This window comes from Synechococcus sp. BA-120 BA3, from assembly GCF_034931285.1.
Lineage (GTDB): Bacteria > Cyanobacteriota > Cyanobacteriia > PCC-6307 > Cyanobiaceae > Cyanobium.
The window spans coordinates 1-12060 of the sequence record NZ_JAYGHZ010000287.1 but is presented as its reverse complement, the minus strand read 5'-3'; the positions used below and the strand labels follow the sequence as shown (position 1 = coordinate 12060).

Annotated in this window: 12 protein-coding genes; 6 read left to right on the top strand and 6 right to left on the bottom strand. The window is 69.1% G+C overall.

What is annotated here, in order from left to right:
• Positions 1-79: 79 nt before the first annotated feature.
• Entirely contained in the window at positions 80-973 is an 894-nt protein-coding gene (gene mazG, locus VB737_RS11605) for a nucleoside triphosphate pyrophosphohydrolase (RefSeq protein WP_500313124.1), read from the bottom strand.
• Between the two features lie 69 nt (positions 974-1042).
• Positions 1043-2746 carry a bicarbonate transporter BicA gene (bicA, locus tag VB737_RS11600; protein WP_500313122.1) on the bottom strand — a complete coding sequence of 568 codons (1704 nt, stop codon included), beginning with the start codon at positions 2744-2746 and terminating at the stop codon, positions 1043-1045.
• Between the two features lie 635 nt (positions 2747-3381).
• On the opposite strand from bicA, the gene VB737_RS11595 reads away from it, so the two are divergent.
• The 5 genes from VB737_RS11595 to VB737_RS11575 all read left to right on the top strand — a co-directional run bounded on the left by VB737_RS11595 (position 3382) and on the right by VB737_RS11575 (position 7885).
• Positions 3382-4389 (top strand): sodium-dependent bicarbonate transport family permease, encoded by a 1008-nt coding sequence (locus tag VB737_RS11595; RefSeq protein WP_500313120.1) that lies wholly within the window; start codon positions 3382-3384, stop codon positions 4387-4389.
• A 71-nt stretch (positions 4390-4460) separates the two neighbouring features.
• Entirely contained in the window at positions 4461-4775 is a 315-nt protein-coding gene (locus VB737_RS11590) for a P-II family nitrogen regulator (RefSeq protein WP_500313118.1), read from the top strand.
• A 193-nt stretch (positions 4776-4968) separates the two neighbouring features.
• The gene (locus tag VB737_RS11585) at positions 4969-6309 is read left to right on the top strand and encodes a cation:proton antiporter (protein ID WP_500313116.1); all 1341 of its coding nucleotides are present in this window, start codon (positions 4969-4971) and stop codon (positions 6307-6309) included.
• Between the two features lie 70 nt (positions 6310-6379).
• Positions 6380-7351, top strand: a complete 972-nt coding sequence (arsS, locus tag VB737_RS11580) for an arsenosugar biosynthesis radical SAM (seleno)protein ArsS (protein WP_500313114.1) — start codon at positions 6380-6382, stop codon at positions 7349-7351.
• Positions 7352-7417: 66 nt separating this feature from the next.
• Positions 7418-7885 (top strand): arsenate reductase ArsC, encoded by a 468-nt coding sequence (locus VB737_RS11575; protein ID WP_500313112.1) that lies wholly within the window; start codon positions 7418-7420, stop codon positions 7883-7885.
• 13 nt (positions 7886-7898) lie between these two features.
• Here the strand turns inward: VB737_RS11575 and VB737_RS11570 are convergent, their stop codons facing one another.
• From VB737_RS11570 to VB737_RS11555, 4 genes are all read right to left on the bottom strand, one after another.
• Positions 7899-8765: a DUF547 domain-containing protein gene (locus tag VB737_RS11570; RefSeq protein WP_500313110.1), complete on the bottom strand. Its 867-nt coding sequence runs from the start codon at positions 8763-8765 to the stop codon at positions 7899-7901.
• 25 nt (positions 8766-8790) lie between these two features.
• Positions 8791-10083, bottom strand: coding sequence for a hypothetical protein (locus VB737_RS11565; RefSeq protein WP_500313108.1), 1293 nt, complete (start codon positions 10081-10083; stop codon positions 8791-8793).
• Entirely contained in the window at positions 10083-10349 is a 267-nt protein-coding gene (locus VB737_RS11560; RefSeq protein ID WP_500313107.1) for a hypothetical protein, read from the bottom strand. The genes VB737_RS11565 and VB737_RS11560 overlap by 1 nt, the downstream gene beginning before the upstream one ends.
• A 78-nt stretch (positions 10350-10427) precedes the next feature.
• Positions 10428-10814, bottom strand: a complete 387-nt coding sequence (locus VB737_RS11555) for a glycosyltransferase (RefSeq protein WP_500313105.1) — start codon at positions 10812-10814, stop codon at positions 10428-10430.
• A 116-nt stretch (positions 10815-10930) separates the two neighbouring features.
• Here VB737_RS11555 and VB737_RS11550 point away from each other — a divergent pair.
• A partial coding sequence (locus VB737_RS11550) for a TVP38/TMEM64 family protein (RefSeq protein WP_500313104.1) occupies positions 10931-12060 on the top strand: 1130 nt, incomplete at its 3' end.

Genomic DNA, 12060 nt, shown 5'->3' with positions numbered 1-12060 from the left:
CCGCCGCCCCGCCGGCCCACCATGCCCAGCCGGGGCGCGGTGGAGCGGCGGCTGAAGGCCAAACGGCAGCGCGGGTCGCTCAAGAGCCGCCGGCGGCAGGGTCCGCCGGAGGAGCCGTAGGGCCGGGATCCTGTTCGGAGCGGATCTGGGCCTTGGCCGCCTGCCAGTGGCCCTCCAGCTCCGCGAGGCGACGGCCGCCGAGATCTCCGCCCAGGGCCGCCTCCACCCGGGAGAAGCGGTCGAGGAAGCGGCGGTTGGTGCCCGCCAGGCCCTCCTCCGGGTCGAGGCCGCACCAGCGGGCCACATTCACCAGGGTGAAGAACACGTCGCCCAGTTCCTCCTGGGCGTGGGCCCGGTCGCCGCTGGCCACGGCCTCCCGAAGCTCGTCGAGCTCCTCCTCCACCTTGGCCCACACCCCCTCGATGGCATCCCACTCGAAGCCCGCGGCGGCGGCCTTGCGCGAGATGGTCATGGCACCGGCCAGGGCGGGCTGGCCGCGCACCTTCTCCGCCAGCCGGTCGCTGAGGGGGCTGGCGCTGGCTGGCTGCGGGCGCTCGGCGGCCTTGATCGCCTCCCAGCTGCGACGCACGGCCTCCGGATCGTCGGCCCGCTCCACCGCCGGATCGAACACGTGCGGGTGGCGGCGCACCAGCTTGGTGGCGATGGCGCGGGCGACGGCGGCCAGGTCGAAGCACCCCGCCTCACTGGCGATGCGGGCATGCAGGACCACCTGCAGCAACAGGTCGCCCAGCTCTTCGGCCAGGTGATCGTCGTCGCCCCGACGGATCGCGTCGGCCACCTCATGGGCCTCCTCGATCACATACGGGATCAGGGTGCTGTGGGTCTGGGCCAGGTCCCAGGGGCAGCCCCCCTGGGGATCCCGCAGCCGGTCCACGATCGCCACCAGCTCCGCCAGGGCCTCCAGCGCGGCCCCATCGGCATCAGAAGCACACAGCGGCCGGGAACCGGACATCGCAGGGAAGGAGCAGCACGGTCCCCATCCTTGATGATGGGGACCGGGGTGACGGGACCCGGAACGGGCTCAGGCCAGGGCGGCAACGGCCTGCTGGAGAGCGTCGTAGCGACTGAGGGTGGTGCGCTCCGGCGGCAGCTTGGCGTACAGGCCGAGCTTCTCAAGCCGCTGGCGGGTGGTGCCGCTGGCGCCGACAACGAACACCTGGCGGCCCTTCTCGATCGCCTCCTCGACGGCCAGCTCCACCGCCAGGGCCGCGGTGACCCCCAGGTGGGACACCTCGGTGAGATCGAAGACCACCGCCTTGCAGACGCCGATGGCGTTGTGCTCGCGGCCAATGGCCTTGGCGACACCGAAGATCATCGCCCCGGTGAGCTGGAACAGCAGCACTTCCCCCTTGCCCTGATCCAGCAGCGTCTTCTCCTCCGGGTTGAGCAAAAGATCGCCATCGCCGGTGGAGATCGACTTCACCGACTTGCTCTGCAGCGCGCTCATCTTGTCGATCGTGAGGATGTTGGCGATGAACACGCCGATGCCCACGGCGGCGATCAGATCGACCAGCACGGTGAGCGCGATCACCAGATACATGATCAGCGCCCCGGTGATCGAGATGCGGTGGGCGCGCTTCAGGAAACCCCAGTCGACGATGTCGAAGCCCACCTTCAGGGCGATGCCGGCCAGAACGGCCTGGGGGATCTGGGCCGCCAGGCGGGTACCCGCCAGGATCACCAGCATCAGGATCAGGGCACGGCTGATGCCGGAGAGGGCGCTGCGGCCCCCCGCCTGGATGTTGACGACGGTGCCCATCGTGGCGCCGGCGCCGGCGATGCCGCCGAACAGGCCCGAGGCCAGGTTGCCGAGGCCCTGGCCGATCAGTTCCTTGTTGGGATCGTGCTCGGTGCGGGTGATGCTGTCGGCGATCACGGCGGTGAGCAGGGCGTCGATGCAGCCGAGCATGCCCAGCACGGCGGCATCGATCAGCATCACCCGGAGCTGGGGCAGGGCGACATGCGGCAGCTGAAGGGTGGGGAAACCGGAGGCGATCTCACCGATGCGGCGGATGCCCTCGCCGCCGGCTTCTGCCCCGGCACCGCCGGTGAGCAGGGTGAGGGAAAGGACCGTACCCAGCACCAGGGCGATCAGCTGGGGCGGGGCGACTTTCTTGACCCTGGCCGGGGTGAACCAGAGGATCGCCAAGGTGACCACCGCCAAAGTGACTTCCGCCGGGCGGGCATTGGCGAACAGGGAGGGCAGGGTGGTGAGGGTGCCCATGACGCCGCCCTTGGGGATGGCCTGGCCGAGAAAGGGGCCGAGCTGCAGCACCATCAGGATGATGCCGATGCCGCTCATGAAGCCCGAGATCACCGTGTAAGGCATCTGGGTGATGTACCGACCCAGCTTCAGCAGCCCGAAGACGATCTGGAACACCCCGGCCAGCATCACCACGGTGAAGGCCATCGCCAGACCGTTCTCCGGATCCTGGGCGGTGAGGCTGGCGATGACGGCCGTCATCACCACCGTCATCGGTCCGGTGGGCTCGGAGATCAGGGTGGGGGTGCCGCCGAACAGGGCCGCGAACAGCCCGACCAGCACGGCCCCCCAGAGGCCGGCGGCGGCGCCGGCACCCGAGGCCACACCGAACGCCAGGGCCATCGGCAGGGCGATCACCGCGGCCGTGACCCCTCCGAACAGATCCCCCTTGATGTTGCTGGTGCTGATGTGGTTGAGCAGGCGGAAGCTGGGTGGCCGAGGGGCCGCCGAATCGGTTGCCATCACTACAGACAGGTGTGGTGGGCGCAACCATAGGTGTTAGTCACGCCCTCTGGGTGTCCTCGCCCGTTTCAGGGCCAGGGCCGATGAGAATCGCAATCTTGCGCCGGCTCGTCCTGCCCTCCCTGTCGTCAAGTTCGCGCCTGTCTGCATGTGAACCCATCCGACCCCAGTCACGCCGCATCGGTCCTGAAGACGTGTGATCTGGAGATGGCCGTCGCCAAGCCATTGAGGGCCTGACGACGCGAAAGCGGACAAGCATGATCCGGCGATCCACCATGTCTTGCCCAGGCCAGAAGCCTTGGCAGACCTGCACTTTGCGCATAGAAGAACATCGTCAACAGGCCAGCTGGAGCTTGCATCGATATCGTCGCAGCCAGCGGCCAGAATGCTTCTGAGCACGACGCGGAGAAGCATGTCTTCATTCGCTGAAAAGCAGCGCCGACCATCGCCTCTTCTCGATGTGCCGCAGAAGGATTACTGCGGCAGAGCAGAACGCATACCCTGACTTTCTTGGTCGTCATTAGACAGCCGAACATACGATGATAACGATGCCTTATGGCTGTCATCGCCCAGACATCGGCTTTCCGGGCCTGCTACCTTCCACTCGTTAATTACAGGAGTTGCAAACTCACAACGTGGCCTTCCTATCCGACTTCATCCCGCTCTTCATCGAGCAGTTTCAGTCCCCGACCCTCGGCTTCCTGATCGGAGGCATCGTGGTAGCCTCCCTCGGCAGCCAGCTGGCGATCCCAGATTCGATTTACAAATTCATCAGCTTCTTCCTGCTGATGAAGATCGGCCTGACGGGTGGAATCGCCATTCGAAATTCCAACCCCTCCGAGATCCTTCTGCCCGCGATCGCCGCAGTGCTGGTTGGCATCGCGATCGTGTTCATCGGCCGCTACACCCTCGGGAAACTGCCCGGCATCAAGGTGGCCGACGCCGTGGCCACCGGTGGCCTGTTCGGCGCGGTGAGCGGTTCCACCCTGGCCGCGGTTCTCCCCCAGCTGGATGCCGCCAAGATCCCCTTTGAAGCCTGGACAGCGGCCCTCTACCCCTTCATGGACATCCCGGCACTGGTGACGGCGATCGTGGTGGCCAGCGTTTACCTCAGAAAACAGGGCGGACGGGCGTCCGAGAACATCGAGATCTGGCCGATCATCAAGGAGAGCCTGCAGAGCTCGGCCGTCACCTCCCTGCTGCTGGGCGTGGCCCTCGGCATCCTCACCAAGCCGGAGCCGGTGTACGAGAGCTTCTTCAACCCCCTGTTCCGCGGCTTCCTCTCGGTGCTGATGATCATCATGGGGATGGAGGCTGCCCAACGCATGAGCGAGCTGCGAAAAGTGGCCCAGTGGTTTGCCATCTATGCCTTCTTTGCCCCCATCCTGCATGGTTTTCTGGCCTTCGGCCTCGGGCTTGTCATCCACAAGATCACCGGCTTCAGCATCGGTGGCGCGGTCGTCCTGGCGGTGATCGCCGCCTCCAGCTCGGACATCTCCGGCCCCCCCACCCTTCGTGCCGGCATCCCCTCAGCCAATCCTTCGGCCTACATCGGCGCGTCCACGGCCATCGGAACGCCGGTGGCGATCGCGATCTGCATCCCCCTGTTCATCGGGATTGCAGAGGTGCTTCTCGGCAAGTAACGTCTCCTGTCACTGCCAACTCTCCTGTCACTGCCAAGTCTCCTATCCCATCCCATTCAGAGGCAAAGACCATGAGCCAACAGGTCTGGAAACTGGTGATCGTTGCAGAGGAAATCCTCTCCAAGAAACTCATCAAGCTCATCAAGGCCGCCGGCGCCACCGGCTACACCGTGAATGCGGCCGGTGGCGAAGGCAGCCGCAACGTCCGCTCCACGGGAGAGCCGAGTGTGTCCCACACCCTCGCCAATGTGAAAATCGAAGTCCTGACCGGCACCCGTGAACTGGCGGACCAGATCACCCGCGAGATCGAGGCCAAGTATTACGCGGACTACTCGATCATCACCTACATCTACCAGGTGGAAGCCCTGCGCGATCACAAGTTCTGATCCACCACGCCGCCTGGATCACTCCGTGCCATCGCCCCGGGCCCTCGCCCTCCCGTCTCCCTCCCGATGGATCACGGGCACTGATCACCACTGCTGATCGGATCGATCACACTCTCCAGTGGGTTCTGGCGTGTTCCAGGCAACCGACCGCTCTTGATTCCACTAAAACTGCTGCCACCCCGCCCTCCCCCGGATGGATTTCTTGCCCACGCTGCTGATGGAAGTCGGCAGCCACCAGGTTGAAGTGACGGAAACCCTGATCGGGGTTGGCCGTTTTCTCGTCATTTTCGTGGCCGCCCGCTTCATGGCCGAACTGATGGTGCGGCTGCAGCTGCCCACCATCCTCGGCGAGCTGGTCGCCGGGGTGATCATCGGCGCCTCCGGTCTGCATCTGGTGGTGCCCCCCGAAGCCCAGGCCCAGCTGAGCGGTGCGTTGCTCGGGCTGGTCAGCTCCCTGGGCGGGGTGACCCCGGAGACCGTCTCCTCCCTCTACCGCGAGACCTTCTCCAGCCTCCAGGTGGTGGCCGAGATCGGCCTCTTCTCCCTGCTCTTCCTCACGGGCCTCGAAAGCGAGCTCGACGAGCTGGTGGCCGTCGGCATCCAGGCCGGCACCGTGGCCTTCACCGGGGTGGTGCTGCCCTTCGCCCTCGGCACCGCCGGCCTCTACTACCTGTTCCACGTTCCGTTCATTCCGGCGGTCTTCGCCGGTGCCGCCATGACGGCCACCTCCATCGGCATCACGGCGAGCGTGTTCGGGGAGCTGCAGTGGCTGAAGCGCAAGGAGGGCCAGATCGTCATCGGCGCCGCCGTGCTCGACGACATCCTCGGGATCGTCATCCTGGCGGTGGTGGTCTCCCTGGCCGGCGGCGGTTCCTTCACCCTCGGACCGGTCGTGAAGCTGTGCGTCGCGGCGGTGATCTTCGTGGCCGTCGCCCTGGCGCTCAGCCGTTTCGCCGCCCCCGCCTTCGACTGGGTGGTCGACCACCTCAAGGCCCCCGGCGATGTGGCGGTGGCCAGCTTCGTGGTGCTCACCCTCTGCTGCTTCGCCGCCCAGGCCATCGGCCTGGAGGCCGCCCTGGGGGCCTTCGCCGCCGGGCTGATCCTCAGCGCCTCTAAGCACACCCACGACATCGAAGCCGCTGTCAAACCGCTGGTCGCCCTCTTCGCCACGGTGTTCTTCGTGCTGATCGGCACCGGCATGGACCTCTCGGTGCTGAACCCCTTCGATCCCGCCAACCGCGAGGGGCTGGTGGTGGCCCTGTTCCTGCTGGTGGTGGCCGTGGCCGGCAAGGTGGCCGCCGGCTGGACCTACACCAGCAAGGAGCCCACCAACCGGCTGGTGGTGGGTCTGGGGATGATGCCCCGGGGCGAGGTGGGTCTGATCTTCCTGGGCCTGGGCACCCAGGCCGGCATCCTCACCCCGGCCCTGGAAGCCGCCATCCTGTTGATGGTGATCGGCACCACCTTCCTGGCCCCGGTTCTGCTGCGGCTCGTGATCGGTGGCCAGCCGGAGGCCGCGGTTCAGACCACCTGAGCCTGCCGGCCTCCCCAACCAATCCGTTTCGCCGCCCGGCCGGTACCCCCGGTATCCCTCCCCTCCATCCATGGGCGTTGCCGATCCGAACGGCCCTACCACCACCCTGGCCCCGCCGTTCCCGGCCCTGCGTCGCGGCCGGCTCGACACCCTGCAGGTGAACCTGGGCTACCGCTGCAACCAGAGCTGCAGCCACTGCCACGTGAATGCCGGCCCCAGCCGCACCGAGATGATGGATCCGGCCACCACCGCCCTGGTGCCGGCGGTGCTGCGGGCCCGGGCAATCGCCAGCCTGGATCTCACCGGCGGCGCCCCGGAACTGCACCCCGGCTTCCGCGACCTGGTGCGCCAGGCCCGGGGGCTGGGGGTGGCTGTGATCGACCGCTGCAACCTCACCATCCTCGGTGAGCCCGGCCAGGAAGACCTGGCCACCTTCCTGGCCGGGCAGGGGGTGAAGGTGGTGGCCTCCCTGCCCTGCTACCTGGCCGACAACGTCGACCGGCAGCGCGGTGATGGGGTGTTCGAGCGCAGCCTCGCGGGCCTGCGCCAGCTCAACGCCCTGGGCTACGGCGATCCGGACTCGGGCCTGGAACTGGATCTGGTGTACAACCCCCAGGGGCCCAGCCTGCCGCCCCCCCAGGCCGCCCTGGAGGCCGACTACCGGCGGGAGCTGGCCGTTCGCTTCGGCCTCCGGTTCAACCGCCTGTTCACGATCACCAACATGCCCATCCAGCGCTTCGCGGCGGTGCTGCGACAGCAGGGGCAGCTGGAGGGCTACATGACGCTGCTGCGCCAGCACCACAACCCGGCCAACCTGGCCCAGGTGATGTGCCGCAGCACCCTCAGCGTCGACTGGCAGGGATTCCTCTACGACTGCGACTTCAACCAGATGCTCGACCTGCCGGCCGGCAGCGGCAGCCCCAGGGCCCACCTGCGCCAGCTGCTGGAGCGGGACCCTGCTGGGGAGCCGATCGCCGTGGCCGACCACTGCTTCGGCTGCACGGCCGGCGCCGGCTCCAGCTGCGGTGGAGCCCTGAGCTGAGGCCACGCGGCCCGCTCAGCACACCCCTGCCGATCGAGCCATCACTTGGAATCCCTGATCCCAACCATGACCAATCCGATGCCATCCACCCGCCCCGGTGGGCCCGCCCGACGGCGGGTGCTCGTGGTCTGCACCGGCAACTCGGCGCGCAGCATCATGGCCGAAGCACTCTTCCAGACCCTGGGTGAGGGGGCGATCGAGGTCGTCAGCGCCGGAAGCGCCCCGACGGGTCGGGTCCATCCCCTGGCCCTGGAGCAGATCGGCCGCCTTCCCGTGGACCCGTCCCTGTACGGCAGCAAAAGCCTGGCGTCGGTGATGGCGGCGGCGACGACGCCGTTCGATCTGGTGGTTACGGTCTGCGACCATGCGGCCGAAAGCTGCGGCACGTTCCCGGGGGACCCGGCCAGGGTGCACTGGGGCCTGGCCGATCCCGCCGCCCACCAGGAGCCTCAGCAGGCCCGACAGGCGTTCTCCGCCTGCTTCGATGAGCTGGCCGAACGCATCGGTGCCCTGCTGAAGGAGCCGGCGGCCTGACCCCGTTGGGGGGTCAGCGGCTCTGGCGATTCAGGTCCCAGTCGTAGGGGAGGTAGGCGAAGCGGTAGTCGCCGCCCAGGATCAGGTCGCGCTCCGCGGCGGGGCGGTAGCGGGCGATGAAGCGCAGCACGGCGCTCTGCTGCGCGTGGCCCGGCACAGGCTCCGCCTGCGGATCGGCCCGCGGCCAGTCCTCAGCGAACCACTGGAAGATCTGGGAGATCCGCACCGTGCCTGCGGCCCGGTCGATCGCCAGGCCCACGGGGCTGGCCAGCCAGCGGGTCGTCTGATCCTCCAGCTGGCGCTCCAGCGCCGCCCCCGTGAAGGCCTCCTGCCGCAAGGGCGGGCAGCTGAGGGCGGCGCACACCAGGGCCGCGTGGATGCGGGGTTCGTTGTACTCGCGACGCAGGATCTCGTGCTCGATGGCATCGAGGGTGAGGCCGCGGCCCATCAGCTGGTGGCGGCGGAACTTCCACACACCGGGAATGTCCCTGATGCTGGGCCGGATCGGATCGTTGTCGATGATCGCGCGCAGGGTGAAGGCGTTGTAGGCGTTGATCAGCAGGGCGATCTGCTCCGCCTCCGGCCAGGAGGCGAAGCGCTCGGGGGCCAGGGCGCCCAGCGCCTTGATATAGCGATCGAGCTGGGCCGGATCCCGCTGCAGGGCGGCGTAATCCACCAGACCCTGGCCATCCACCACCGACCGCAGCACCGCGTTGTAGGGGCCTGGATCAAGGGGCGGCTGGGGGGCGGTGGCCACCGGGGACGGGCGGCTGGCCTCGACCGCCGTCCATAAGACCGGCCCGCCGCCGCAGCCCGTGGCGGTGATCAGCACCAGGCCGCAGGCGAGCAGCAGCGGGGTGCGGGAGCGGACACGGACCATGGCGAAGCGGAGGACGACCAGGGAATTACCGGCCAGGGGCCGATTCGGTTCGATCCCGGGCGCTGAGCAGCAGCCCCAGCAGCAGGGGCAGCCACAGCAGCAGCCGCTCCGGGGTGGTGAGCTGCCAGTCCGGCAGGCGTGAGGGGAGCACGAAATAGACGAACGCCGAAAGGCTCACCAGCCGCGCCCCCCAGTTCTGGCTGGGCACGGCGAAGGGCATCAGCCAGATGAAGTACCAGGCGTGCACCACCGGCGAGAGCAGCAGCAGGACCAGCAGGTAGCGCCAGGCGAAGACCCCCAGCCGGGCGCTGGTGACCAGCAGCACCAGCAGCACCGGCAGCAGCAGCAGCCCATGCACCGCATTGGTCTGCTGACTCCAGGGCCAGAGCTGGCCGATCCAGTGCGGCAGCCACTCGGCGCTGCGGCCGTGGCGGATGAAGCTGGAGCCGGTGGGCAGCAGCGGGCAACTGCTCAGGCCGCAGAACAGGGAGGCCCCCAGCAGCAGCGGCGCCAGGCCCAGCAGCAGGGTGAAAAGCACTGGGGCTGGCCGGCGGAAGCGGCGCCAGCGGCTCCAGGCCCGCTGCAGCAGCAGCGGCAGGGTGATCCACTTGAGGGCCACGCTCAGGCCCAGCAGCAGGTCGATGCAGGCCTGGGGGCGTTGGCCCTGGGGCGGGGGCTCCCGCTCGGCCAGCAGCCAGCCGGCCACCAGCGGCAGCAGAAACCAGCTGTCGTAGTGCCCGCCGCCGCTGAGGCCATAGATCACCAGGGGGTTCCAGGCGTAGAGCGCCGCCCGCGCCGTTCCGAACTGGGCCGCCAGCAGGGCGCCGATCGCCAGGTCGGCGGCCGTGAACGACAGCTTGAACAGCAGCACCTGCTGGGCCACGGCGGCATGGAGCCGGAACAGCAGCTGCGCCAGGGGCGGGTAGATGGCGGTGGTGTCGGGGTGGTTGATCGACGACCACCACGGCGTGCGCAACCCCTCCAGCACCGCGGCATCCGGGGGCAGCGCATAGGGACTGAACCCATGCAGCTGGATCCCCCCCTCCCAGAGGTACCGCCAGATGTCGTCGCCGGGCTCCATCGCCAGCAGGGCCAGCCGCGTCAGCACCGCCACGGCCCAGAACAGGACCCGGGGGATGGTGGGCAGCGACCAGGACAGGGCGAAACCCAGCCCCATCAAGGCGGCCGCCCGCCAGAACGGCAGCAGCTGGGCGGCGTCGAACAGGTCGCCGTGGGGGCGCATCAGCAGCGCCCCGCCGATCAGCAGCAGGGCACTGGCCGGCAGTTGCAGGCGCCGCAGCAGGGAGGACAGCGCCATCAACGCGGCCCTCGCCGCAGGACGCGCCGCAGCCACAGCAGGCCCAGGGTGGTGAGGATCACCCATCCGGCCCGGAGGCTGGCGCCCCAGCGCCCGGAAATCTTCGACGTGCCGGCCAGGCGCGGGCGATGGGAGATCGGCACCTCGCGGATGCGCAGGCCCAGCTCGATGGCCCGCACCTGCATCTCCAGGGTCCAGCCATAGCCCCGGTCGCGCAGGGCCATCGCCGCGAAGGCCTTCCGCCGCACCAGCCGCAGCGGCCCCATGTCGCGGTAACGGAACCTCCAGCCGAGGCCGATCAGCGTCGTGGCCAGCCGGTTGCCGCCCCGCTGAAGGGGCGTGAGCTAGGCGCGGCCCACGGCGGTGGCGGTGCGGTCGCCAAGCAGCAGGTCGTGGTCGTCGATCAGCTCCAGGAAGCGGGGCAGTTCCTCGAGCGGGTCGCCGCCATCGCCATCGCAGAACAGCAGCCAGTCCACAGCGGGGGCGAGCTCGAGGCACCCCCGCCAGCAGGCGCGGCCGTAGCCGGGACGGGGTTCGCTGAGCACCTCCGCCCCCAGCTGGCGGGCGATGGCGGCAGTGCCATCGCGGCTGCCGTTGTCGACCACCCGGATGCGGTCGAGTCCCTGGCGGCGCAGCTGGCCGATGACGTGGCCGATCGTCCGGCATTCGTCGCGCGCCGGAATCACCACCTGGATGGCCCCCAGTGCCATGGCCGATCCCGGATTGGGCATGGACGTCCCCTGTTGATGAACGTACCGGCGAATGGATCGAATGGATGGCCGCCCGCCTGGGGCCGGGGCCATCCGAAACGCCGGCTCACCGGTAGGAAGAGGGAACGGCTTTCCCCATGGACCCACCGCGCTCCCCGTCTCGCTGGCGCCAGCGGCTGCTGATCGCCGCCATCGCCCTGGTGATGCTCCTGTTCTTCGCACTCGGCCTGCACCGCCAGCTCACCCTGGAGGCCCTGCAGGCGGCCCATGGCGCCCTGCTGGAGCAGCGGCGCCAGGCCCCCCTGCTGGTGGCGGGCGCCTACCTGCTGCTCTACGTGCTGGTGGCGGCCCTGTCGCTGCCGGGGGCCGCGGTGCTCACCCTGGCCGGCGGGGCGATCTTCGGGGTCGGGCTGGGCACCCTGCTGGTGTCGTTCGCCTCCAGCATCGGCGCCCTGCTGGCCTTCCTGGTGGCCCGCACCCTGCTGCGGGAGCCGGTGCGGCGACGCTTCGCCCGCCAGCTGGCTCCGATCGAGGCCGGGGTGGCCCGCGACGGGGTGCTCTACCTGCTCAGCCTGCGGCTGGCGCCGGTGTTCCCCTTCTTCCTGGTGAACCTGCTGATGGCGCTGACGCCGATCCGGGCCATCAGCTTCTACCTCACCAGCCAGATCGGCATGCTCCCCGGCACCTTCGTCTACGTGAACGCCGGCACCCAGCTGGCCCAGCTGCGCGGGATCGGCGGCATCCTCAGCCCGCCCCTGCTGGGGTCGCTGCTGCTGCTGGCCCTGTTCCCCTGGCTGGCCAAGGCGGTCCTGGGCCGCTGGCAGACCTGGCGGCTCTACCGCCGCTGGATCCGGCCACGCCGGTTCGACCGCAACCTGATCGTGATCGGCGCCGGAGCGGCGGGACTGGTGACCGCCTACATCGCCGCCACCGTCAAGGCGCGGGTGACGCTGGTGGAGCGCGGCGCCATGGGCGGCGACTGCCTCAACACCGGCTGCGTGCCCAGCAAGGCGCTGATCAGCTCAGCCCGGCTGGCGGCGCGCCTGCGCCGGGCCGACCGCTACGGTCTCGAGCCGCTGGAGCCGCGGCTGAACCTGCGCCGGGTGCTGGAGCGGGTGGCCGACAAGGTGGCGGCCGTGGCCCCCCACGACAGCGTCGAGCGCTACGAGGGCCTGGGGGTGGAGGTGCTGCGCGGCGAGGCCCGTCTGCTCGATCCCTGGACGGTGGCGATCCGCACCGCCGCGGGCAGCGAGCAGCGGCTCACGGC